Genomic DNA, 22,888 nt, shown 5'->3' on the forward strand with positions numbered 1-22,888 from the left:
GGTGAGGGAAGGCCCAGGGTCAAGGCTCAAAGCCGACGAAGTCCTAAGTGTCCACACTTTGGCTTCGCGACATGGGAGGCCCGAAACGGGGCTAGGAGAGGGCTTTTTGGGGCCCCCGCCGCGGTGGGGTACTTAGCGCCGGGGCCCACATGCGGGCCCAAGCCAGCATGGGGTGGCATCAGATGATGCCCCGCTCCTCAAGAAGCCTCCCCTCGAGGAAGCGCCGGAGGCGGAAGGGCTCTATGTCCAGGCTCCGGGCCCGGCCAAAGACCACCTCCTCCGCCATCAGGCGACCCACCATGGCCGCCTGCTGCACCCCGTGCCCGGAGAAACCCGCGGCCACCAGAAGCCCCTCCTCCACGAAGCCCAGGATGGGGTTGTGGTCGGGGGTCATCTCGTAGTAGCCCCACCAGCTGGCCTTCCGGTCTAAGGAGAGGCCTTCCAGGAAGGGGAAGCGGGCGAGGCCGGCCTCGAGGGTGGGGCCAAGCCAGTCCCAGTCCACCCCCTCCCGGAAGCCCGGGGGCTCCTCGGGGTTGGAGCGGCCGAAGAGGAGGCGGGGGCCTTCGGAGCGGAAGTAGAAGCCCGTGCCGAGGTCCACGGTGAGGGGAAAGGCGTGGGGAAAGGGCGCGGGGGCGGTGGCGAAGACCATGCGGCGCACCGGGAAGACGGGGAGTTCCAGGCCCAAACGCCTCCCCACCTCCCCCGTCCAGGCCCCGGTAGAGAGGAGGAGGTAAGGGGCCTCGTACCGCCCCTTAGGCGTCTCCACCCGCCAAAGCCCCCCCTCCCGCCGGGCGGAGAGGAAGGCTTCCGAAAAGCGCACCTCCGCCCCCAGCCGCCTCGCCTCCCGGAGGTAATAGGCCGTGGCCCCGTGGGGGTCTATGGTCCCGTCCATGGGGCCAAAGGTGGCGTAGGCCAGGCCCTCCTCCCTAAAGGGCACCCTCCTCTGGGCCTCCGCCAGGGAAAGCTTCTCCACGGGGACCCCCAGGGCCTTCTGCACCTTGAGGGCTTCTTCTTGGGCCTCGGCTAGGCCCTCGGGCACCAGGAAGAGGTAGCCCGTGGGGCGGTAGGCGGCCTCGGGGATCTCCCGGTACTCCAGGATGGAGCGGTAGGAGAGGAGGACGTTCAAGGGCTCGGAGAACTGCACCCGCACCCCGGCGGCGCTTTTCCCCGTGGAGCCTTGGGCGTAGGTGGGTTCCTTCTCCAGGAGGAGGACCTCGAGGCCCCCCTCCGCCAAGCGAAAGGCCGAGGCCGCCCCCACGATGCCCGCCCCCACCACGACGATGTCCGGCATAGGTCAAGTCTAGGACACTTTTCCCTGGGGGAAGGGGTATGCTAGGCCCCGGAGGTCAGGTATGGCCTACAGGCACATCAGGATCCCGGAAGAAGGCGAGAAGATCACCATCAAGGACGGGGCCCTTCAGGTACCCGACCGGCCCCTCATCGGCTTCATCGAGGGGGACGGCACCGGCCCCGACATCTGGAGAGCGGCCAAGCCCGTGCTGGACGCCGCCGTGGAGAAGGCCTACGGGGGAAGGCGCAAGATCTCCTGGGTGGAGATCTACGCCGGGGAGAAGGCCAACCAGGTCTACGGGGAACCCGTGTGGCTTCCCGAGGAGACCTTGGAGTTCATCCGGGAGCACCTGGTGGCCATCAAGGGCCCCCTCACCACCCCCGTGGGGGGCGGGATCCGCTCCATCAACGTGGCCCTAAGGCAGGAGCTGGACCTCTACGCCTGCGTGCGCCCCGTGCGCTGGTTCCAGGGGGTGCCGAGCCCGGTGAAGCACCCGGAGCTCGTCAACATGGTGGTCTTCCGGGAGAACACCGAGGACATCTACGCCGGGATTGAGTGGCCCGCGGGGAGCGAGGAGGTGAGGAAGGTCCTGGACTTCCTCAAGCGGGAGTTCCCCAAGGCCTACGCCAAGATCCGCTTCCCCGAGACCTCGGGCCTCGGGATCAAGCCCGTGTCCAAGGAGGGCACGGAGCGCCTGGTGGAGGCGGCCATTGAGTACGCCATCAAGGAGGATCTCCCCAGCGTCACCCTGGTCCACAAGGGCAACATCATGAAGTTCACCGAGGGGGCCTTCCGGGAGTGGGGCTACGCCCTCGCCCGGGAGAAGTACGGCGCCGTGCCCCTGGACGGCGGCCCTTGGCACGTGATGAAAAACCCCAGGACGGGCCGGGAAATCGTCATCAAGGACGTCATCGCCGACAACTTCCTGCAGCAGATCCTCCTCCGTCCCGACGAGTACTCGGTGATCGCCACCCTGAACCTCAACGGGGACTACATCTCCGATGCCCTCGCCGCCCAGGTGGGGGGGATCGGCATCGCTCCCGGGGCCAACATCAACTACAAGACCGGGCACGCCGTCTTTGAGGCCACCCACGGCACCGCGCCTAAATATGCGGGCCAGGACAAGGTGAACCCCTCTAGCGTCATCCTCTCCGGGGAGATGATGCTCCGCTATCTGGGCTGGAACGAAGCGGCGGACCTCATCCTCCAGGCCATGGAGCGCACCATCTCCAAGGGCCTGGTCACCTACGACTTCCACCGCCTCCTCCAGGCCGAGGGGAAGCCCGCCACCCTCCTCAAGACCAGCGAGTTCGGCCGGGCCCTGATCGAGCACATGTAGCCCGCATCGGGGCCCCCGCCGCGGCTTTCGCCGCGGTGGAGTGCTTAGACCAGGGCGAAGCGGGCCTCGAGGGCCGGAAGGTCCGCCTCCAGGAAGCGGAGGCGGGCCTCGGCGTTGAGGGGAAGGGCCTTGGGTAAGGCCACCTGGGCGGAAAGCCCGAGCTCGGGGAGGAGGAAGACCCCCTGCCCGCCCCGCCTTTCCACCAGGACGCCGGGCCCCTCGTAGCCCTCCGCCATGAGGTAAAGGAGGGTCCAGTGGAGCTTGCTCTTCCGCTCCGCCTCCCGCACCAGGTCGGCCACCGCCTCCGCCGCCCCCACCCTTTCCAGGACCTCGGCCTGGGAGAGGGGCCTTTCCCCCTGGAGCCAGGCCCTGAGCTGCTGGTGGGCCACCAGGTCCAGGTAGCGCCTTAGGGGACTCGTCACCTGGGCGTAGAGGGGAAGGCCTAAGCCCTTGTGGGGGGCGGGGACCGCCTTGAGCTGGGCCCGCCTCAAGGCCTTCCGCTGCTCCCACATGGCGGCGAGTCCCTCCCCCCCCACCCGCCTTGTGGGGGCCTCCTGGGTGGCGAAGGGGAAGGGAAGCCCCTCCCGCACCGCCAGGTGGGCCGCGGCGTAGCCCGCAAGGAGCATGGCCTCCCGCACCCAGACCCGGCTTGGGTAGGGGGGGAGGGGGGTGATCCGGACCTCCTCCCCCTCCACCCGCACCTTTACCTCGGGGAGGGCGATCTCCAGGGCGCCCGCGGCGAGGCGCTTCGCCCGGAAGGCCTCCGCCAGGGCCTCCAGGGGCCTCAAGGCCTCCACCTCCAGGGCCTCCCGGTAGGTGAGGCGCTTTACCCGCACCCAGGAGGGGTAGACCCTCTCCTCCCGAAGCTCCCCTTCCTCCGAGACCCAAAGCTCAAAGGTGAGGGCCGGGGAGACCTCCCTTAGGCCCAGGCCGAGGGCCTCGGTGACGGCGGGGGGGAGCATGGGCACCGTCCCCTCGGGGAGGTAGAGGTTCGCCCCGCGGCGGAGGGCCTCCTCGTCCAGGGGGCTTTTCGGGGGGACGAGGGCGGCCACGTCGGCCACGTGGACGAAGAGGCGGAAGCCCCCTTCCACCTTCTCGGCGAAGACGGCGTCGTCGGGGTCTTGGCTTCCCTCGTCGTCTATGGCGAAGGCGGGAAGGTGGGTGAGGTCCACCCGGTCCTCCTTAGGAAGAGGGGGGACGGGGAGGTCCGGGGGCTGGAGGGGAAGGCCGAGCCTTTTCGGGTGGGGGTTTTCCCTTTGCCAAAGGCCCAGGCGGAGGAGAAAGGCGTGGGCCGCCTCGGGGGTTTCGGGGAGGCTTAGGGCCTTTAGGACGGGGCTTTCCCTCCTCTCCCCCCGGGCCAGGGCCTCCACCTCGGCGAGGAGGGGGCGGTCCTCCGGGGCGGGCCTTCCCTCCTTCAGGCGCTCTAGAGCCTCCTGGAAGGCCCGTTCCCGCTCCGCCCGCCTCCTTTCCGCCTCCTGTAGGGCCAGAAGCTCCGCCTGGGTGCGGGCCCGGACCCCTTCCCCCTCGAGGACGAAGCGCTCCCCCTTCTGGGCGAGGAGGTAGGCGCCCAGGGCGGCCTCCGGGGTGTAGGCCCCGTAGACCAGCTCGGCGAGCTCCCTAAGGCTCACCGTCTGCCCCTCTAGGAGTTCCCAGGCGGCCTCCTCCTCCCCCTCGGGCACCTTTAGGTCCAGGGAGGCGGGCCCCGGGTGGAGGAAGAGGACATCCTTGGGACGCACCCTCTGCCTCTCGCCCCCGGGAAGCTCCAGCTCCAGGCGGCCTCCCTTCTCCTCGGCCAGGGCGGGCTTGCCTTTGTAGATGACGAGCGCGGCCACGCCCCCCAGGATACCGCCTGGGTATAGTGGGGGCGTGGAGTGGGACCTCTCCGACCTCTATTCGGGCCCCGGGGATTCTGGGATCTTCCAGGACCTCGAGGCCGCCCTCGCCCTGGCGCAGGGCCTAGACCCCCAGGGGCTTCTGGACCCGGCCCAGGCCCAGGACCTCCTAAGCCGCTACGAGAAGGCCCTGGAGCTCGCCTACAAGCCCTTGAACTACGCGAGCCTCTACTTCGCCACCCGCACCCAAGACCCCGAGGCCAAGGCCCTCCTGGACCGGGTGCGGAGCCGCTTCACCGAGGTCAGAAACCGCCTCGTGCCCCTGGAGGTGGCCCTGAGGAAGCTCCCCGAGGAGGCCTTCCAGAAGCTCCTGGGCCACCCGGGGCTATCCGACCTCCGCCACTTCCTGCAAAGGCAAAGGGCCTACGCCCCCCACACCCTCTCGGAGAGGGAGGAGGAGCTTTTGAACCTCAAGGCCCTGGTGGGAAGGAGCGCCTGGAGCCAGTTCTACACGGAGTACACGGGCCGCTTCCGCTTTCGGGTGGGGGAAAGGGAGCTCACGGAGATGGAGGTCCGGGCCCTCCGCCGTGACCCGGACCCCGAGGTGCGCCGCGAGGCCCACCGGGCGCTTTACGGGAAGCTCCTCGCCGAGGCCCCCACGCTGAGCGCCGTCTTCAATGCGGTCTACCTGGACTACCTCCAGGACCTCCGCCTTAGGGGCTACCGCCACCCCCTGGAGCCCGTGGCCCTCCGGGACGAGGTGGAGGTGAGGGAGATTGAGGCTCTCCTGGAGGCCACCAAGGCCCACTACCCCCTGGTGGAGCGCTACTACCGCTGGAAGGCGGGAAGGCTCGGCCGGGAGAAGACCCCAAGCGAAGACCTGCTGGCACCTTTGGGAAAGAAGCCCAAGGTGCCCTTTGCGGAGGCCAAGGCCCTGGTGCTGGAGGCCTTCCGCCGCTTCTCCCCCGAGCTTGCGGAAATCGCCCGGGAGTTCTTTGAGAAGCGCTGGATAGACGTCTACCCGAGGCCCGGCAAGAGGGGCGGGGCCTTCTGCTCAGGGGGGCTTCCCTCCACCCACCCCTACGTCCTTCTCAACCACACGGACGACCTGGACAGCGCCCACACCCTCGCCCACGAGCTCGGGCACGGGGTGCACTTCTACCTCGCCCGCAAGCAGCGCCTCCTCAACTTCGGGGCCTCCACCCCCCTGGCCGAGACCGCCAGCGTCTTCGCCGAGATCCTCCTGGACGACCTCCTCCTGGAGAGGCTTTCCGGGGAGGAAAGGACCCTCCTCCTCGCGGAGAGGGTGGAGGACGCCATCGGCACCCTCTTCCGCCAGGTGATGTACACCCTCTTTGAGCGAAGAAGCCTGGAAGCCCGGAAAGAAGCCGCCCTCTCCCCGGAGGACTTCCACCGGATCTGGCAGGAGGAACAGGCGAGGCTCTACGGGGAGGCGGTGGCCTGGACGGAGCTGGACCAGGCGGCCTGGGCGGGCATCCCCCACTTCGTCCACTACCGCTTCTACACCTATAGCTACGCCCTGGGCTATTTGGTGGTCCTCGCCCTCTACGGCAAGTACCGGGAGGAGGGAAAGGCCTTCGTGCCCAAGTACCTCCGGGTCCTCGAGGCCGGGGAGAGCGCTAGCCCCAAGGAGATCCTGGCGGAGGCCGGGGTGGAGCTTGGCTCCGAGGCCTTTTTCCGCTACGGCTTCGGCGTCCTGGAGTCTTGGCTTGAGGCCCTCCCTTAGGGGAGAATAGGGGGATGGACCTGGTCTTTCGCCCCGAGCGCTACCCCTTCCTCACGGAAGACCTCCCCGGGGTGGGGGGGGAGATCCGGGCGAAGCCCGAGGACTTCCAGGTGGAGGAGGTGCCCGCCTACCTTCCCACGGGGGAGGGGGAGCACCTCTACCTCCTCCTGGAGAAGGAGGGCCGCACCACCCGGGAGGTCTTGGAGTTCCTGCGGGACGAGGTGGGGGTGCCCGAGAAGGAGATCGGGGTGGCGGGCCTAAAGGACAAGCACGCCAAAACCCGCCAGTGGTTCTCCATACCGAGGAAATACGAGGACGCCCTCTGTCTTCTGGAGAACCTACGGGGCGTGAGGCTTCTTGCCGCCGACCTCCACACCCACAAGCTTAGGACGGGGCACCTCAAGGGCAACCGCTTCCGCGTCCTCATCCGTAGCCCCAAGGGGGGCCTCCCCGAGGCGGAGGCGGTCCTCAGGCGCCTCGCGGAGAGGGGCGTCCCCAACTACTACGGCCCCCAGCGCTTCGGCCTTGGGGGGTTAAACCCGGTCAGGGGCTACGGGCTGGTGAAGGAGGGGAAGGGCCGGGGAAGCCCCTGGCTCAAGCGCTTCCTCATCGGAAGCCTCCAAAGCCTCCTCTTCAACGACTGGGTGGCCCTGAGGATGGCACGGGGCCTTTACGACCGGGTGGTTCCCGGGGACTGGGCCAAAAAGCACGCCACGGGGGGGGAGTTCCTGGTGGAACGCCCGGAGGAGGCGGAGCGCGCCCTGAGGCTGGAGATCAGCGCCACGGGCCCCCTCTTCGGCAAGAAGTACCCCGAGGCCCAAGGGGAGGCGAGGGCCATGGAGGACGAGGTCCTCGCCCGCTACGGCCTCAAGCGGGAAGACTTCCGGGCGAGGCGGGGCGCCCGGAGGCCCATCCGGGTCCCCCTCTCGGAGTGGAAGGTGGAGAAGGCCCCGGAGGGGCTTTGGCTTTCCTTCTTCCTGCCCAAGGGGAGCTACGCCACGAGCCTCCTGAGGGAGGTGATGAAAGAGGAGGTGGACGCCCTCGAGGGCGAGGAAGGGGAGTGATACCCCCCATACTGGCCCAAACCCGCATGGGGGCCCCGGGAAGCCAAGGAAACCGGAGGGAAATAAAGAGGGGGGATGCCGTCCGTCCCCCCTCCTAGCTTCCCTAGAAACGGAACCCCAGCTTCAGCTGGGCCGCCAGCTTGCCCCCCGCAAGGCCCAAGTCCCCGCCTACGAACGCCGGGACATTCAGGGAGGAGGCCAGATCGTATTCGGCGTCCGCCCGGAAGTAGAGGGCCAGGTTGCCAAAGTTAAACCCAGGAACGACCACCCCCAGCCCGGCCCCCGCCCTAAGCCCCTCGGCCACCGGGTAAAGGTAACGGAAGAGGAAGGCTCCGTTCACGTTGCCGTTCACGTCGTAGGCCAGGTCCAAGGCCGGCCGCACCTCCCCCACCGGGGGCTGGAAGAGGAGGCAGTGCCAGGAAGCCTCCAGCCCAAACCCCTGGGTGCCGCCCACCACCGCCAAGGAGGGCTTTAGGGTATCCAGGGACACCTGCGCCGAGGCCAAGCCCATGGCCGCCACCAAAAGAATTAGGGTTTTTCTCATACCGCACACCTCTCGGGCGTATCCTATCATAACCCTAAGGCTCTCTGCAACGCCGCCTTTAAATCCTCTGCCAAAAAGACCTCATACCCCCTCTCCGCCAAAACCGCCCCCACCGCCTCCCCCACCCCCCGCACCAGGAGGGGTGGCGAGCCCAGGTTCAGCATCACCAAAAAGCCCGCCACGTACTCGGCCATCTCCTCCGGGGCCAGGGAAGGCCCTCCGGTACGGCCAAAGCCGGGGAGGTCCAGGAGGTAAAAAGTGTACCCCCCAGGGAGGTCTTCAGGCCAACGGGAGGCCTCCTCCGCCAGGAGGACCACCACCGGGCCTCGCCCCACCCGGTCGAAGACCAGGTTCAGGCCGTAGAGGTGGAGGTAGCCCGTGCGCCTCATAAGGCGAGCCCTCCCGGCAAGGGGCGGAACCCCTCCCCCAGGAGGAAGTCCGCCACCAGGTCCCGGACCTCCCCCTGGGCCTCCCAGGGCACCAGGTGCCCGGCCTCGTCCACCACGAAGCGGAGGGCCTCCCCCTTGGCGAAGTCGGCCACCTTGGCCCCGTGAAGGGGCGGGGTGAAGGCGTCCAGGGCCCCCTGGACCACGAGAACCCGGGCCTCGGTGCCCCTAAGCCAGCGCCTTTCGTCGGCGAGGGCCTCGAGACGCGCAAGCCACCGCCAAAGCCCCGCCTCGCTCAGGCCCTCCCTCCAGGCCTCGTAGATCTCCTCGCTCCCCACGCTCAAGGCCCCGAAGAAGAGGGCCCGGCCCACCCGGGCAAACCCCTCCACCCCGCCCCGCTCCAGGCCGAAGCGCAAGGCGCCAAGCCGCGCGGCCAGGAGCGCGTCCCGGAAGAGGACCGGGGAGAGGAGGACGAGGCTTCTCGCCCCCTCCCGGAAGGCCACCTTTAGCGCGTCCAAGGCCCCCTCGGCGAAGGCCACGAGGTGGAGCCCCTCCTCCGAGGGGAGGTCCAAGAGGAAGTCCAGCCCCGCCGGGGGGGCGAGGAGGCCGGGAAAGAGCCGGATCTCGCCCACGGCCCCTTTATACTCCAGGGCATGGGGATCAAGGCCTTCCTGGAGCGGGAAACCCTGGACCGGACTTTGGGGATTCGCTACCTCAAGGCGGAGAAGGAGGAGGTGGTGGCGGAGCTTGCGGTGGGCCCCAAGGTCCACCAGCCCTTCGGCTTCCTCCACGGGGGGGCCACGGTGGCCCTGGCGGAGAGCGTGGCGAGCGTGGGGGGGTTTCTGAACTGCCCCCCGGGGCACGCCGCCTTCGGGCTGGAGATCAACTGCAACCACGTCCGCAAGAAGCGGGAAGGGACGATCCGGGCCGTGGGCCGGCCCCTCCACGTGGGCCGCACCACCCAGGTCTGGGAGGTGAAGGTCTACGACGAGGAGGGGCGCCTCGTGGCCGCGAGCCGCTGCACCCTGGCCGTGGTCCCCCTAGAACCAGCCCAGGAGCCAGCGTAGCCAGTTTCCGCCCAAAAACCCCTCGTCCCCTAAGGCGCGGAGGTCCCGGTGCCGGTCCAGGCCTTGGGGAGTGGCCTCGAGGCCGAACCCCCCGTCCCAGTCCGTGCCCAGGCCCACCCGCCCCCCGCCCATGAGGGCCTCGGCGTGGGCCTTGTGCCGGAGGAAGGCCTCCAGGGGAAGCCGCGCCATCCCCCGCTTCCAGGCGGGGTCCAAAAAGGCGTTGAAGGGCACGAGGCCCAAGACCCCCTCCCTTTGGGCCAGGGCCCGGAGGAGCCCGTCGGAGAGGTGCCTCTCGGAGGGCACCAGGGCGCGGCAGTTGGCGTGGGTGGCGGCCACGGGGCCCCCGTAGACCTCCAGGGCCCTCCAGGCGGCCTCCTCCGCCAGGTGGGAGAGGTCCAGGGCCACGCCCAAAGCCTCCATCGCCTCGAGGAGGGCCTGGCCCCTCTCCGTGAGGGGGCCGGGCTCGGCGTTCCCGCCGGCGTAGGCGTTTTGCGTGGCCCAGGTGAGGGAAAGGAGCCTGAGGCCCCGCTTGCGCAAGGGGCGGAGGTCCTCGGGGGCTTCCAGGGCGTGGGCCCCCTCCAGGAGGAGGACGAGGCCCAGGACGCCGTCTTGGGGGAAGCGCTCCAGGTGGGCCAAGAGGTCCTCCCGCTCCCGCAGGACCCTGACGAGGCCCCGCCTCTCCCAGGCCTCGTAGAGGGCGAGCTGGGCGTAAACCTCCTCCTCCCAGTCCTCCTGCGCCCCTTCCCTCGGGTCCACGAAGAGGGTGGCGAAGGCCAGGGCCACCCCCGCCTCCTTAAGGCTCGGGAGGGTCACCAGGGGGGTGTCGGGGTGGGGGTCCTGGGCGCGGAGGGCCTCCAAGGGGAGGGTCAGGTCCCGCCCCAAGGCGCGAGCGTTCCAGGCCAGGTCCAGGTGGGCGTCCACCAGGAAGGGAGGCACGGGGAAAGTCTACAATGGGGGGCGTGCGGGCCCAAGACCTCCCTCCCCTCCCCGAGACCCCCGGGGTCTACCTGTGGAAGCGGGGGGAGGAGGTGCTCTACGTGGGCAAGGCCAAGAGCCTCCGCGCCCGGGTGAAAAGCTACTTCCACGCCGAGGGGAAGGCGAGGCGCATCGCCGAGGAGGCCACGGGCCTGGACTTCATCGCCACCCGGGACGAGGTGGAGGCCCTCCTCCTCGAGGCCAACCTCATCAAGGCCCACCGCCCCCCCTACAACGTCCTCCTCAAGGACGACAAGCACTACCCCTTCCTCAAGCTCACCCACGAGCCCTTCCCCACCCTCCTCGTGGTGCGGCGGGTGGAGGAGGACGGGGCCAAGTACTACGGGCCCTTCCCCGAGGCGGGGGCGCTTCGCCGCATCAAGACCCTCATAGACCGCCTCTTCCCCTTGCGCAAGAACTCGGGTTACCCCATGAAGAAAAGGCGCTACCCCTGCCTGAACCACAGCATGGGCCGCTGCCTCGCCCCTTGCGTGGGGAAGGCGGACCCCGAGGCCTACCAGGAGGTGGTGCGCCAGGTGGAGGCGGTCCTCGAGGGCCGGGTGGACGGGCTCCTTCAGGAACTCGAGGCCAAGATGCGGGAGGCGGCGAGGAGGCTTGAGTTTGAGCGGGCGGCGGAGATCCGCGACCAGATGGAGGCCCTAAGGGCCTTCTTCTCCACGGACCAGCAGGCCTTTGACCCGGAGATGGGGGACCTGGACTTCCTGGGCCTCGCCCGCTCCGGGGCCCTCGCCGTGGTGCAGCTCTACCAGGTGCGCTCCGGGCGGATCCTCGGCCGCATCAGCCGCGTGGTGGAGAAGGAGGAGGCCACGGACGAGGAGATCCTCTGGGCCTTCCTCCGGGACCACTACCTGGAGGCCTCCCCCCTCCCCCCCCTCGTCCTCCTCCCCTTTCCCCTGGAGGACCTGGAAAGCCTCGCCGAGCTCCTCAAGCGCCGCGCGGGGCGGAAGGTGGAGCTAAGGGTGCCGAAGAAGGGGGAGAAAGCGAGGCTCTTGGAACTCGCCGAAAGGAACGCCCGCCTTGCCCTGGAGACGGAGCTCAAGCTCCGGGAAAGGCGGGGGGAGCACCCCGCCCTCAAGGCCCTCCAGGACCTCCTGGGGCTTCCCGCCCGCCCCTGGCGCCTCGAGGGCTACGACGTGAGCCACCTCCAAGGCCAGGCCCGGGTCTTCTCCATCGCCGTCTTTGAGGGGGGAAGGCCCAAGCGGCAGGAGTACCGCAGGATGCGCCTCAGGGCGGGAAACGACGACTACGCCGCCATGGAGGAAGGGGTCTTCCGCCGCTACACGGGAAGCCTCAAGGACCTTCCCCTCCCCGACCTCCTCCTCATCGACGGGGGCCTAGGCCAGGTGCGGGCGGCGGCAAGGGGCTTGGAAAGGGCAGGCCTCCGGCTTCCCCTGGTGGGCCTCGCCAAGGGGGAGGAGGTCCTGGTCACGCCGGAAGGGCGGGAGCTCCGCCTCCCCCTCACCCACCCGGCCCTAGGGCTCCTCATCCACCTCCGGGACGAGGCCCACCAAAACGGCCTCCGCTACCACCGGAAGCGGCGGAGCGAGGAGCTTTTCCGGGTCCTCCAGGGCATCCCCGGGATCGGGGAGAAAAGGCGGCGCCTCCTCTTGGAGCGCTACGGGGGGCTTAGGGCCCTAAGGGAAGCTCCCTTGGAGGAGCTCGCCAGGCTTCCCGGAATGAGCCTGAAGGCGGCCCAGGCCCTCAAGGAGGCCCTCAGGGAAACCGCACCCGAACCGGCCTAGGCCTCCCCTCCCGGGTGCCGTCCCCCAGCTGGCCAAAGCGGTTGTCCCCCCAGGCGAAAAGGCTCCCGTCCGCAAGAAGGGCGAGGCTATGGGCGTCCCCCGCCCCCACCGCCACCACCCCCTCCAGGCCCTCCACCCTCCGGGCCTCGAGGCGGCCCTCCCGGGTGCCGTCCCCAAGCTGGCCCTCCTCGTTCTCCCCCAGGGCGTAGACCCGGCCGTCCTCCCCGAGGACGAGGAGGTGGGCCCGGCCCGCGGCCAGGGCGCGGGCCCGGGGCAGGCCCTCCACCTTGCGGAAGGTGGCGCTGTCTAGGCCTGTGACCCAAACGCTCCCGTCCTGGAGCAAGGCCGCGCTGAAGCTTCCCCCGCCCACGGCGAGCCGCACCCTCTCCAGGACCTTAACCGGCCTCGGGCTGGACTCCACCGTGCCCGTGCCCAGCTGGCCGGAGAGGTTGCTGCCCCAGGCGTAGAGGTCCCCTCCCTCCGTCCAGGCCAGGCTGTGGAAGTACCCCGCGGCCACCCCCACCACCGGGGGCAGGCCCTCCACGGGGAGAAAGCGGCTTCGCGGCCTTCCTCCGGCCTCCCCAAGCTGCCCCTCCTCGTTGGACCCGGCGGCGTACACCCGACCCTCGGGGCCGAGGAGGAGGCTGTGGGCGTAGCCCGCGGCCAGGGCCCGGGCAGGGAGGGGCAGGGGCACGGGCTTCCCCTTGCTGGCCCAGGTGCCGTCCCCGAGCTGTCCCTTCTCGTTGTGCCCGAACCCGAGCGCTTTCCCCTCGGGAAGCAGGACCAGGGTGTGGAGGTTCCCCACGGCCACCCCCAGGACCCCTTCCAGCACCCGGACGGGCCTCGTCCGGTTGAGGAAGGAACCGTCCCCCAGCTGGCCGTCGTACCCCCAACCCCAGGCCCAAAGCGCCCCCCCTACCACCGCGGCGCTGTGCCCCTGGCCTCCCCCAAGAAGCCCCTGGCCCAGGGCGAGGCCCCAACCCAGAGCGAACCCCAGCAAGCGCCTTCCCATACCCCAAGCTTAACCGGGGTGCCCTAAGCGCCGCTTAAGGGTATGATGGCCCCTTGATGGTGCGCCGCGCCCTAGAAGAGGCCCTTCGCGAGGCCCTAAAGGAGATGGGCCTGGACCTTCCCCTGCGGGTGGCCAAGGCCCCCAAGGACAAACCCGGGGACTACGGGGTACCCCTCTTCGCCCTGGCCAAGGAGCTCAAAAGGCCCCCCCAGGCCATCGCCGAGGAGCTTAAGGGCCGCCTGAAACTCCCCCCCTTCGTGGAGGAGGCCATCCCCGTAGGGGGGTACCTGAACTTCCGCCTCTCCACAAAGGCCCTCTTGGAGGAAGCCCTAAAGGAAAGGAAGCCCTTCCCCAAGCGGGAAGGCCTGGTCCTGGTGGAGCACACCTCGGTGAACCCCAACAAGGAGCTCCACGTGGGCCACCTGCGAAACATCGCCCTGGGGGACGCCCTGGCCCGCATCCTGGCCTACGCCGGGCGGGAGGTCCTGGTCCTCAACTACATCGACGACACCGGCCGCCAGGCGGCCGAGACCCTCTTCGCCCTAAGGCACTACGGCCTCACCTGGGACGGGCAGGAGAAGTACGACCACTTCGCCGGCCGGGCCTACGTGCGCCTGCACCAGGACCCCGAGTACGAGCGGCTCCAGCCCGCCATTGAAGAGGTCCTCCACGCCCTGGAAAGGGGGGAGCTCAGGGAGGAGGTGAACCGCATCCTCCTCGCCCAGATGGCCACCATGCACGCCTTGGGCGCCCACTACGACCTCTTGGTCTGGGAGTCCGACATCGTGCGGGCGGGGCTTTTGCAAAAGGCCCTTCGGCTCCTGGAGGCAAGCCCCCACGTCTTCCGCCCCACGGAGGGAAAGTACGCCGGGGCCTTGGTCATGGACGCAAGCCCCTTCCTCCCCGGCCTCGAGGACCCCCACTTCGTCCTGGTGCGCTCCGGGGGGGCGGCCACCTACTACGCCAAGGACATCGCCTTCCAGTTCTGGAAGATGGGCCTCCTAGAGGGCCTCCGCTTCCGCCCCTACGAGAACCCCTACTACCCGGGCCTCAAGACCAGCGCCCCCGAGGGGGAGCCCTACACCCCCAGGGCGCAGGAGACCATCAACGTCATAGACGTACGGCAGAGCCACCCCCAGGCCCTGGTGCGGGCCGCCTTGGCCCTGGCGGGGCACCCGGAGCTCGCCGAGAGCGCCTTCCACCTAGCCTACGAGACGGTCCTCCTGGAGGGCAAGCAGATGTCGGGGAGGAAGGGCCTTTCGGTGAGCGTGGACGAGGTCCTGGAGGAGGCCAAGAGGCGGGCCTTGGCCATCGTGGAGGAGAAAAACCCCGGCCATCCCAACAAGGAAGAGGCCGCGGGGATGGTGGCCCTAGGGGCCATCCGCTTCGCCATGGTGAAGACCGAGCCCAAAAAGCAGATAGACTTCCGCTACCAGGAGGCCCTCTCCTTTGAAGGGGACACGGGGCCTTACATCCAGTACGCCCACGCCCGGGCGAGCAGCATCCTGCGCAAGGCGGGAAGCTGGGGAAGGCCGGACCTGGGCCAGGCCACCCCCTACGAGCGCGAGCTGGCCCTGGCCCTTCTGGACTTTGAGGAAGCGGTCCTCGAGGCCGCCATGGAAAAAGCCCCACACGTCCTCGCCCAGTACCTGCTGGACCTGGCGGGAAACTGGAACGCCTACTACAACGCCAAGGAAGGGGATCGGCCCGCCACCCCGGTCCTCACCGCTCCCCAGGGCCTAAGGGAACTCCGCCTGGAGCTGGTGCGGAGCCTCCGGGAAACCTTAAGGACCGGCCTTGGCCTCCTCGGCATCCCCGCCCCCGAGGTAATGTAAGGCCATGCCCGTTCCCCTCCTTGCCCTCCTCCTTCTGGCCTTGGCCCTGGGCCAGCGCCTGGTCTCCCCCGAGGAGGTGGCCCGGAGCCAGGTCATCAAGAAAGCCCTCCCCGCCGTGGTGCGGATCCAGGGTACCCCCCTTAGCGCCGGGGAAGGGGACGTGGTGGGCACCGGCTTCTTCGTGAGCCCCATCCGCGTGGTGACCAACTACCACGTGGTGCAGGACCTCACCGACCTTACCGTGCGCCTCTACGACGGGCGCACCTTCCCCGCCGAGCGCTTCGCCGTGGACCCGGGGATTGACCTGGCCCTCCTCACGGTGAAGGGGGTGCAAGCCCCGGGGGTGCTGGCCTTCAGCAAGGCCGCCACCGCAAGCCTTCCCCTGGGGATGGGGGTGGTGGTGGTGGGCTTCCCCTACGGCCAGGGCCCCCTGGCCTCCTACGGCATCCTCTCGGGGATAGGCCCTCTGGAGGTCCCCACCCCCGACCCCTCCATCGGGGCCGAGGTGGGGGAGTACCTCTTCACCGACGCCCCTCTCACCGTGGGCAACTCGGGTAGCCCCCTCCTAAGCCTCCAGGGGGAGGTGGTGGGGGTGATGGCCGACGTGGTGGGCGGGCCCTCGGGGGTGGGGGGGATCGGGGCGGCCATCCCCGCCGAGCTCGCCGCCCAAAGCGTCCAGGACCTGGAGCGCTTCGGCATCCCCCAGCGGGGCTGGCTCGGGGCAAGCCTGATCAGCCTGGAAGAGCTACCCCCGGTCCTCCTTCGGGCCGTGGGCCTCACCACCGCCCAAGGGGCCATGGTGGACCGGGTGGAGCCGGGAAGCCCCGCCGCCCGGGCCGGGCTCAGGGGGGCGAGCCGGGATGCCCAAGGGAGGCTTGTGGCCCTGGGGGACGTGATCCTGGCGGTGAACGGCACCCCCGTCAAGGACAAGGTGGAGGTGGTGCGCCGCATCGCCCGCTACCGCCCCGGGGACCGGGTGCGCCTCACCCTCTGGCGGGAGGGGCGGAGGCTGGAGGTCACCCTCACCCTCATGGCCCGGCCCAGGAGGTAACCCATGTACATCGCCATTGAAGGACCCATCGGCGTGGGCAAGACCACCCTGGCCCGCCTCCTTGCGGAAGCCCTGGGGGCCGAGCCCCTCTTGGAGGTGGTGGAGGAGAACCCCTTTCTTCCCCTCTTCTACCAGGACCGGAGGCGTTACGCCTTCAAAACCCAGGTCTTCTTCCTCCTCTCCCGCTTCCGCCAGCTCTCCCGCCTCTCGGAAAGGCCCCTTTTCGGGGGGGTGGTGGCCGATTACCTCTTTGACAAAGACGCCATTTTTGCCAGCCTCACCCTCGAGGGCCCCGAGTGGGACCTCTACCTGGAGCTTTACCGTGAGCTCTCCCCCAGGCTCCCCCCGCCCGACCTCACCCTCTACCTGAGGGCCCCGGTGCCTGTGCTTCTGGAGCGCATCGCCAGGCGGGGAAGGCCTTTTGAAAAGGGCATGGACCCCGCCTACCTCGAGGCCCTCTCCCAGGCCTACGAGCGCCACTTCGCCCGCTATTCCCACCCCCTTTTGGTCCTCGAGGCCGATCGGCTGGACTTCAGCCCCACCGGCCCCCACCGGGAAGAGGTGGTGGCCCTGGTGCGGGCCCACCTTTGACCTGAGGGGTCCCGCATGTACGTGGCCATCGCCGGCAACATCGGTAGCGGAAAAAGCACCCTAACCGCCCTCCTGGCCGAGGCTTTCGGTTTTAGGCCCGTCTACGAGGCGGTGAGCGAAAACCCCTACCTGGAGGACTTTTACCGGGACATGAGGGCCTACGCCTTCCCTTCCCAGGTCTTCTTCCTGGCCAGAAGGGTGCGCCAGCACCTCCTGGAGGTGAACGGCCAAAGCCGGGTGGTTCAGGACCGCACCCTCCACGAGGACGCCTTCGTCTTCGCTCAGCACCTCTACCGGGAGGGCTACCTCTCCGAGCGGGACTGGCGGACCTACCTGGAGCTTTTCCACGGCGTGGCCCCCGCCCTGCGCAAGCCCGACCTCCTCATCTACCTCAGGGCGGGCCTACCCACCCTAAGGAGGCGCATCGCCAAGCGGGGCCGCCCCTTTGAGCGGGCCCTCCCCGACCGCTACCTCCTGGGGCTGAACCGGCTCTACGAGGAACTGGTGGCGGGCTGGGACCTCTCGCCGGTCTACGTGGTGGAGGCCGACCAGGTGGACTTCGTGGAACGGGAAGAGGACCGCCAGGCCCTCCTCGCCGCCCTGAAACCCCTCCTCCTGCCATGACCCTGGAAGAGCTCTTCGCCCCTTATGGCCTTTCCGCCCCGCCCCTAGGCGTGCGGGGCCTCACCCTGGACTCCCGGGAGGTGGAGGAGGGCTTCGTCTTCGTGGCCGCCCCCGGGGTGCCCCTGCCCCACCGGAAGCCCTTGGACGGGCACGACTTCATCGGGGAGGCCCTGAGGCGGGGGGCCATCGCCGTGGTGGGGGAAAGGGACCTAGCCCTCCCCGTGCCCTACCTCAAGGTGGCGGATAGCCGCCAAGCCCTGGCGGAGCTCGCCCGGCGCTTTTACGGGGAACCCGACCGGAAGCTCGCCCTCTTCGGGGTCACGGGCTCCAAGGGCAAGACCACCACCGGCTTTCTCCTCCACCACCTTTTGGAGAAGGCCGCCCTCCTCTCCACCGCGGGCCTGGCCTTCGGGGAAAAGCGGCGCCCCCCTTTCGGCCACTTCACCACCCCCGAGGCCCACCGGGTCTACGCCTTCTTGCGGGAAGCGGCGGACCGGGGTCTCGGTCAAGCGGTGCTGGAGGTTTCCAGCCACGCCCTGGCCCTAAAAAGGGTGGAGGGCCTCGCCTTCCGGATAGGGGTCTTCGTGAGCTTCTACCCCGACGACCACCTGGACCTCCACGGCACCCCGGAGGCCTACTTCCAGGCCAAGGCCCTCTTGGTGGAGCGCTCGGAGCTGGCCGTCTTGAGCACCGGGCTTCCCCACCTGGACCACCTGCGCCAGAGGCCCCACCTCCTCTTCGGCCCCGGGGGGGAGGTGTGGGCGGAGGGCCTGCGGGAAACGGAGAGGGGCCTGGCCTTCACCCTCCACACCCCCTGGGGCCGGGGCGAGGCCTTCCTGCCCGTGCTTGGGGCCTACAACCTGGAAAACGCCCTGGCGGCTAGCGCCGCCGCCCTGGCCTTTGGGCTTCCCCTGGAGAGGGTGCTCTCCCGCCTCGCCAGCTTCCCCGGCGTGCCGGGACGGATGGAGGTGGTCTGGGAGAGGCCCTTCCGCGTGGTCATAGACTTCGCCCACACCGGGAAGAGCCTCGAGGCCGCCCTCAAGACCCTGAGGCGCACCGCCCAGGGAAGGCTCCTTCTGGTGGTGGGGGCGGCGGGGGAAAGGGACCCCGGGCGGCGGGAGGACATCGGCAGGGTGGCCGCCCGCCTCGCCGACAAGACCTTCTTCACCGAGGAGGACCACCGCACCGAGCCCCTGGAGGCCATCCTGGAGGCCCTCGCCGAGGCGGCGAGGAGGGAAGGCGGGGTCTTTGAGCTCGTCCCGGACCGGGAGGAGGCCATCCTTCGGGCCGTCCTCGAGGCAGAGGAGGGGGACACGGTGCTCCTCGCCGGCAAGGGGCACGAGACCACCCTGGAACGAGGCCAGCAAGCCCTCCCCTGGGACGAAAGGGCCGTGGCCCTTTCTGCCCTTAGAATACGCTTTCCGGAAGCCTTACCCCCGGAAGGGGAGGGCTGATACCACCCCATGCTGGCTTGCGCCAGCATGGGGGCCCCGGTCAAAAAGGCCCGCAGGGCTTCAAGCCTCGGTTTGCGCGAGGGATTCACGCCCAAGGGGCATGAGGGAGAAAAGCCACTCCGAGAAGGCCTCGAGGCCCCTACGGTACATGGCCTGCCGCTTCTCCTTCTTGCCCATCCTCCCCTCCACCGGGGGCACCAGGCCCCAGTTGGCGTACATGGGCTGGAACCCCTCCGGGTTCGCCGTGGCCAGGTAGCGCACAAGCCCCCCCAGCATGCTCTCCTCCGGGGGCGCCACGGGGGGAAGCCCCAAGACCTTTCGCGCGGCGTTGAGCCCGGCGAGGAAGCCCGTGGCGGCGCTCTCCAGATACCCTTCCACCCCGGCCAACACCCCGGCGGCGTAGAGCCCCTCCGCCTCCTTGAACTCCAGGGTCTCGCGAAGGAGCCTCGGGGCGTTGAGGTAGGTGTTCCGGTGCATCACCCCGTAGCGGACGATCTCGGCGTTTTCCAGGCCAGGGATCATCTGGATGAGGCGCTTCTGCTCGGGCCACTTGAGCCCCGTCTGGAAGCCCACCAGGCTCCACATCCGCCCCGCCTTGTCCTCCTGGCGGAGCTGGACCACGGCGAAGGGCTCCTTCCCCGTGCGGGGGTCCACGAGCCCCACGGGCTTCATGGGGCCAAAGAGCAGGGTCTGGTAGCCCCTCCGGGCGAGCTCCTCCACGGGAACGCAGGCCTCAAAGAACTCCAGCTTCTCCCACTCGTGGGGGGTGTGGCGCTGGGCCTCGAGGAGGGCCTGGTGGAAGCGCCGGTACTCCTCCTCGGTCATGGGGCAGTTGAGGTAATCGGCGCTCTGACCGTAGCGGCCCGCCCGGAAGCACTTCGTGAGGTCAACGCTCTCGTAAAGGACGATGGGGCTTGCGGCGTCGTAGTAGGCGAGGAAGTGGTCGCCGAAGCGGCGCTTCAGGGCCTCGGCCAGGGCCTCGGAGGTCAAAGGCCCCGTGGCGAGCACCGTGATCCCCTCGGGAATCTCCCGCACCTCCTCCCGCACCACCTCGAGGAGGGGGTGGCGGGAAAGCCTTTCCGTGACGTACCCGCTGAACTCCTCCCGGTCCACGGCCAAGGCCCCCCCGGCGGGCACCCTCGCCCGGTCGGCCGCCTCCATGACGAGGCTCCCGGCAAGGCGCATCTCCGCCTGGAGAAGCCCCTTGGCCTGGGCCTCCCCTTCCCCGCCCAAGGAGTTGGAGCAGACGATCTCCGCGAAGCGGTCCGTGCCGTGGGCCGGGGTCATGCGCTTGGGGCGCATCTCAAAAAGGCGCACGGGAACGCCCAGGCGCAAAAGGGCCCAGGCGGCCTCGCTCCCCGCGAGGCCCGCCCCCACCACGTTCACCCGTTCCATCCTTTAGATGGTAGCACCGGGAAGGCCTAGAGAAAAGTGGGCTATAATGGCCCCCGTGGTGCGGCACCGGTTCCGGGTGGAGGAGGTGGAGGCCTTGGGGGCGTTCCACCCTGAACTCCGCCTGGAGCTCCTAGACGGCGAGGTCTACGAGATGGCTCCCCCTTCCAGCGCGCACGCGGGGCTACTGGACTGGCTCCTCCATGCGCTTGCCCCCAAGGTGGCGGGGCGCGCCCAGCTCCGGGTGCAAAGCCCCTTGCGGGACCCCGAGGGAGGACGCTTCCGCCAGGGCTTCCTTGTGGCCAAGGGCGAAGCGACCGCCCCCCTCCTCCTGCCCCAGGCCGAGCTCCTCTTCCAGCCTCCCCTATGAGCCTCGCCAAGCGCATCGTCCCCTGCCTGGACGTCCACGCGGGCCGCGTGGTCAAGGGGGTGAACTTCGTGAACCTTAAAGACGCCGGGGACCCCGTGGAGGCGGCCCAGGCCTACGACGAGGCGGGGGCCGACGAGCTCGTCTTCCTGGACATCTCCGCCACCCACGAGGAACGGGCCATCCTCCTGGAGGTGGTGGCGCAGGTGGCGGAAAGGGTCTTCATCCCCCTCACCGTGGGTGGAGGGGTACGCTCGGTGGAGGACGCCCGCAGGCTCCTCCTCGCGGGGGCGGACAAGGTGAGCGTGAACTCCGCCGCAGTGAGGAGGCCGGAGCTCATCCGGGAGCTTGCTGACCACTTCGGGGCCCAGGCGGTGGTCCTGGCCATAGACGCCAGGTGGCGGGGGGACTTCCCCGAGGTGTATGTGGCGGGGGGACGGATCCCCACGGGCCTCCACGCCGTGGAGTGGGCGGTTAGGGGGGTGGAGCTTGGGGCCGGGGAGATCCTCCTCACCAGCATGGACCGGGACGGGACCAAGGAGGGGTACGACCTAGAGCTCACCCGGAGGGTGGCCGAGGCCGTGAGCGTGCCGGTGATCGCCAGCGGCGGGGCCGGGCGGATGGAGCACTTCCTCGAGGCCTTCCAGGCTGGGGCCGAGGCCGCCTTGGCGGCGAGCGTCTTCCACTTCGGTGAGATCCCCATCCCCCTGCTCAAGCGGTTCCTCTCGGCAAAGGGCGTTCACGTGCGGCTAGACTAGGGGCATGGACCTTTCGGCGGTGCGCTTTGACGAAAGGGGCCTCGTCCCCGTGGTGGTGCAGGACGCCCGCACGGGGGAGGTCCTCACCCTGGCCTATGCCAACCGGGAAGCCCTGGAGGAAACCCTAAGGACCCGGAGGAGCACCTTCTATAGCCGAAGCCGCCAGGCCCTCTGGCGCAAGGGGGAAAGCTCCGGGAACCACCAGGAGGTGGTGGAGGTCCTCCTGGACTGCGACGGGGACGCCGTGGTCTACCGGGTGATCCCCCAAGGCCCCGCCTGCCATACCGGGGAGAGGACCTGCTTCCACCGGCCCCTCCTCGAGGGGGAAAAAGACCTCGGCTTCGTGGTGGGCCAGGTTTACGCCACCATCAAGGAGCGCCTAAGGACCCTCCCCGAGGGAAGCTACGTGGCCCGGATGCACCGGGCGGGCCTGGACCGGATCCTGAAGAAGATCGGGGAGGAGGCGGGGGAGGTGATCCTCGCCGCCAAGAACCGTAGCCCCCAGGAGCTCCGCCACGAGGCGGCGGACCTCCTCTTCCACCTCCTCCTCACCCTGGCGGAGGTGGGCCTTACCCCGGAGGACCTGGCGAAGACCCTCTGGGAAAGGCATAGGCCCGGGGAAAGCCTAGCCCCGGCGGGCGAGCCAGAGCCTCCCGCCTAGCCGCATCCCCTCCAGGAAGCGGTGGAACCACCCCAGGAGCCAGGAGAAAAGGCCCCTTCCCCCCGGGGCCTTGGTCCTCACCGCCTCTTGGTAGCGCCTGGGGCCGTCCTCCACGAAGCCGCCCATGGCCTCAGGATACCCCACGCCCCTTATGATGGAAGCCATGGAAATGGAGCGCCGGTTGGTCCTCGAGGTGGTGCGGGTCACGGAGCAGGCCGCCCTGGCGGCAAGCCGCCTGGCGGGCAAGGGGGACAAGGAGGCGGTGGACGAGGCGGGCACCCAGGCCATGCGCCGGGTGCTGAACGAGCTTCCCATAAGGGGCACCGTGGTCATCGGCGAGGGGGAGATGGACGAGGCCCCCATGCTCTACATCGGGGAGGTCCTGGGCCAGGGGGGGCTGGAGGTGGACATCGCCGTGGACCCCGTGGAGGGCACCACCACCGCCGCCAAGGGCCTGCCCAACGCCGTGACCGTGATCGCCCTAAGCGAAAAGGGCGGGCTCTTCCACGCCCCCGACATGTACATGGAAAAGCTCATCGTCCCCCCGCCCGCCGCAGGGCTCGTGGACCTCACCTGGCCCGTCTCCGCCAACCTCAAGGCCTTGGCCCTCGCCCTCCAGCGCTCGGTGGAGGACCTGGTGGTGGTGGTCCTGGACCGCCCCCGGCACGAAAGGCTCATCCGGGAGATCCGGGAAGCAGGGGCCCGGGTCAAGCTCATCTCCGACGGGGACGTGATCGCCGCCCTGGCCGCGGCCATCCGGGGCACGGGGGTCCACGCGGTGATGGGCATCGGGGGGGCTCCGGAAGGGGTTTTGGCCGCCGCCGCCTTGAAGTGCCTGGGGGGGGAGATCCAAGCCCGCTTCACGCCGCAGAACGAGGAGGAGCGGACCCGCCTTCGGGCCATGGGCGGGGACGAACGCCGCATCTACAAGACCGAGGACCTGGCCCCTGGGAAGGAGATCGTCTTCGCCGCCACCGGCATCACCGATGGGGACATCCTCCAAGGGGTGCGCTTCTTCGGGGGCGGGGCCAGGACCCACTCCATCGTCATGGGGTACGCCACCCGGGTGGTGCGCTTTATAGACTCTATCCATCTTTTTGAAACGGGTGCACGGGTGACCATCCGGGTATAAACT

Annotated in this window: 23 protein-coding genes; 14 read left to right on the plus strand and 9 right to left on the minus strand. The window is 69.3% G+C overall.

Annotation, left to right across the window (positions count from 1 at the left end):
• Positions 1-178: 178 nt before the first annotated feature.
• On the minus strand, positions 179-1,291 hold the full coding sequence (locus tag ACY5J6_RS08670; RefSeq protein WP_462844577.1) for an NAD(P)/FAD-dependent oxidoreductase: 1,113 nt from the start codon (positions 1,289-1,291) through the stop codon (positions 179-181).
• Positions 1,292-1,352: 61 nt separating this feature from the next.
• Here ACY5J6_RS08670 and icd point away from each other — a divergent pair, with 61 nt between their 5' ends.
• A complete protein-coding gene (icd, locus tag ACY5J6_RS08675) occupies positions 1,353-2,630 on the plus strand; it encodes an NADP-dependent isocitrate dehydrogenase (RefSeq protein WP_462844578.1) in 1,278 nt (425 codons plus the stop codon).
• 44 nt (positions 2,631-2,674) lie between these two features.
• Here icd and ACY5J6_RS08680 read toward each other — a convergent pair whose 3' ends face one another.
• Complete coding sequence (locus tag ACY5J6_RS08680) at positions 2,675-4,462, minus strand: RNB domain-containing ribonuclease (RefSeq protein WP_462844579.1); 1,788 nt, start codon at positions 4,460-4,462, stop codon at positions 2,675-2,677.
• Positions 4,463-4,496: 34 nt separating this feature from the next.
• Here ACY5J6_RS08680 and ACY5J6_RS08685 point away from each other — a divergent pair, with 34 nt between their 5' ends.
• Together ACY5J6_RS08685 and truD are read left to right on the plus strand one after the other, a co-directional pair.
• Positions 4,497-6,209 carry a M3 family oligoendopeptidase gene (locus tag ACY5J6_RS08685; protein ID WP_462844580.1) on the plus strand — a complete coding sequence of 571 codons (1,713 nt, stop codon included), beginning with the start codon at positions 4,497-4,499 and terminating at the stop codon, positions 6,207-6,209.
• A 14-nt stretch (positions 6,210-6,223) separates the two neighbouring features.
• Complete coding sequence (gene truD, locus ACY5J6_RS08690) at positions 6,224-7,273, plus strand: tRNA pseudouridine(13) synthase TruD (protein ID WP_462844581.1); 1,050 nt, start codon at positions 6,224-6,226, stop codon at positions 7,271-7,273.
• Between the two features lie 103 nt (positions 7,274-7,376).
• Here truD and ACY5J6_RS08695 read toward each other — a convergent pair whose 3' ends face one another.
• The 3 genes from ACY5J6_RS08695 to ACY5J6_RS08705 are packed head-to-tail and all read right to left on the minus strand — an operon-like array spanning position 7,377 to position 8,835.
• Positions 7,377-7,817: a hypothetical protein gene (locus ACY5J6_RS08695; RefSeq protein WP_462844582.1), complete on the minus strand. Its 441-nt coding sequence runs from the start codon at positions 7,815-7,817 to the stop codon at positions 7,377-7,379.
• A 26-nt stretch (positions 7,818-7,843) separates the two neighbouring features.
• Positions 7,844-8,206: an alpha/beta fold hydrolase gene (locus tag ACY5J6_RS08700; RefSeq protein WP_462844583.1), complete on the minus strand. Its 363-nt coding sequence runs from the start codon at positions 8,204-8,206 to the stop codon at positions 7,844-7,846.
• Positions 8,203-8,835: an alpha/beta fold hydrolase gene (locus ACY5J6_RS08705; protein WP_462844584.1), complete on the minus strand. Its 633-nt coding sequence runs from the start codon at positions 8,833-8,835 to the stop codon at positions 8,203-8,205. The genes ACY5J6_RS08700 and ACY5J6_RS08705 overlap by 4 nt, the downstream gene beginning before the upstream one ends.
• 21 nt (positions 8,836-8,856) lie before the next feature.
• On the opposite strand from ACY5J6_RS08705, the gene ACY5J6_RS08710 reads away from it, so the two are divergent.
• On the plus strand, positions 8,857-9,270 hold the full coding sequence (locus ACY5J6_RS08710) for a PaaI family thioesterase (protein ID WP_462844585.1): 414 nt from the start codon (positions 8,857-8,859) through the stop codon (positions 9,268-9,270).
• Here ACY5J6_RS08710 and ACY5J6_RS08715 read toward each other — a convergent pair.
• Entirely contained in the window at positions 9,244-10,206 is a 963-nt protein-coding gene (locus tag ACY5J6_RS08715) for a dipeptidase (protein ID WP_462844586.1), read from the minus strand. The two genes, ACY5J6_RS08710 and ACY5J6_RS08715, sit on opposite strands and share 27 nt — an antisense overlap.
• A gap of 14 nt (positions 10,207-10,220) precedes the next feature.
• Here ACY5J6_RS08715 and uvrC point away from each other — a divergent pair, with 14 nt between their 5' ends.
• Positions 10,221-12,008, plus strand: coding sequence for an excinuclease ABC subunit UvrC (uvrC, locus tag ACY5J6_RS08720; RefSeq protein WP_462844587.1), 1,788 nt, complete (start codon positions 10,221-10,223; stop codon positions 12,006-12,008).
• Here uvrC and ACY5J6_RS08725 read toward each other — a convergent pair.
• A complete protein-coding gene (locus ACY5J6_RS08725) occupies positions 11,980-13,020 on the minus strand; it encodes an RCC1 domain-containing protein (RefSeq protein ID WP_462844588.1) in 1,041 nt (346 codons plus the stop codon). The genes uvrC and ACY5J6_RS08725 overlap by 29 nt on opposite strands.
• A 56-nt stretch (positions 13,021-13,076) precedes the next feature.
• Here ACY5J6_RS08725 and ACY5J6_RS08730 point away from each other — a divergent pair, with 56 nt between their 5' ends.
• From ACY5J6_RS08730 to ACY5J6_RS08750, 5 genes are read left to right on the plus strand one after another with little or no spacing between them, the layout of a single operon-like run.
• On the plus strand, positions 13,077-14,855 hold the full coding sequence (locus ACY5J6_RS08730) for an arginine--tRNA ligase (protein WP_462846515.1): 1,779 nt from the start codon (positions 13,077-13,079) through the stop codon (positions 14,853-14,855).
• A gap of 4 nt (positions 14,856-14,859) precedes the next feature.
• Positions 14,860-15,906, plus strand: a complete 1,047-nt coding sequence (locus ACY5J6_RS08735) for a S1C family serine protease (RefSeq protein ID WP_462844589.1) — start codon at positions 14,860-14,862, stop codon at positions 15,904-15,906.
• Between the two features lie 3 nt (positions 15,907-15,909).
• A complete protein-coding gene (locus ACY5J6_RS08740; protein ID WP_054638250.1) occupies positions 15,910-16,497 on the plus strand; it encodes a deoxynucleoside kinase in 588 nt (195 codons plus the stop codon).
• Between the two features lie 15 nt (positions 16,498-16,512).
• Positions 16,513-17,121: a deoxynucleoside kinase gene (locus tag ACY5J6_RS08745; RefSeq protein WP_462844590.1), complete on the plus strand. Its 609-nt coding sequence runs from the start codon at positions 16,513-16,515 to the stop codon at positions 17,119-17,121.
• Positions 17,118-18,575, plus strand: coding sequence for a Mur ligase family protein (locus ACY5J6_RS08750; protein WP_462844591.1), 1,458 nt, complete (start codon positions 17,118-17,120; stop codon positions 18,573-18,575). Before ACY5J6_RS08745 ends, ACY5J6_RS08750 begins: the two co-directional genes overlap by 4 nt.
• A 60-nt stretch (positions 18,576-18,635) precedes the next feature.
• On the opposite strand, the gene trmFO is transcribed toward ACY5J6_RS08750, so the two are convergent.
• Positions 18,636-19,970 carry a methylenetetrahydrofolate--tRNA-(uracil(54)-C(5))-methyltransferase (FADH(2)-oxidizing) TrmFO gene (trmFO, locus tag ACY5J6_RS08755; RefSeq protein ID WP_462844592.1) on the minus strand — a complete coding sequence of 445 codons (1,335 nt, stop codon included), beginning with the start codon at positions 19,968-19,970 and terminating at the stop codon, positions 18,636-18,638.
• A gap of 46 nt (positions 19,971-20,016) precedes the next feature.
• Here trmFO and ACY5J6_RS08760 point away from each other — a divergent pair, with 46 nt between their 5' ends.
• The 3 genes from ACY5J6_RS08760 to hisIE are packed head-to-tail and all read left to right on the plus strand — an operon-like array spanning position 20,017 to position 21,753.
• Positions 20,017-20,337, plus strand: a complete 321-nt coding sequence (locus ACY5J6_RS08760) for a Uma2 family endonuclease (protein ID WP_462844593.1) — start codon at positions 20,017-20,019, stop codon at positions 20,335-20,337.
• Positions 20,334-21,092, plus strand: coding sequence for an imidazole glycerol phosphate synthase subunit HisF (gene hisF / locus ACY5J6_RS08765; protein WP_462844594.1), 759 nt, complete (start codon positions 20,334-20,336; stop codon positions 21,090-21,092). The genes ACY5J6_RS08760 and hisF overlap by 4 nt, the downstream gene beginning before the upstream one ends.
• 4 nt (positions 21,093-21,096) lie before the next feature.
• On the plus strand, positions 21,097-21,753 hold the full coding sequence (gene hisIE, locus ACY5J6_RS08770; protein WP_462844595.1) for a bifunctional phosphoribosyl-AMP cyclohydrolase/phosphoribosyl-ATP diphosphatase HisIE: 657 nt from the start codon (positions 21,097-21,099) through the stop codon (positions 21,751-21,753).
• On the opposite strand, the gene ACY5J6_RS08775 is transcribed toward hisIE, so the two are convergent.
• Positions 21,718-21,879 (minus strand): hypothetical protein, encoded by a 162-nt coding sequence (locus tag ACY5J6_RS08775; RefSeq protein ID WP_462844596.1) that lies wholly within the window; start codon positions 21,877-21,879, stop codon positions 21,718-21,720. The two genes, hisIE and ACY5J6_RS08775, sit on opposite strands and share 36 nt — an antisense overlap.
• A gap of 37 nt (positions 21,880-21,916) precedes the next feature.
• Here ACY5J6_RS08775 and glpX point away from each other — a divergent pair, with 37 nt between their 5' ends.
• Positions 21,917-22,885, plus strand: a complete 969-nt coding sequence (glpX, locus tag ACY5J6_RS08780; protein ID WP_054638251.1) for a class II fructose-bisphosphatase — start codon at positions 21,917-21,919, stop codon at positions 22,883-22,885.
• The last annotated feature ends 3 nt before the right edge of the window (positions 22,886-22,888 follow it).

Source organism: Thermus sp. H19.2 (assembly GCF_054979525.1).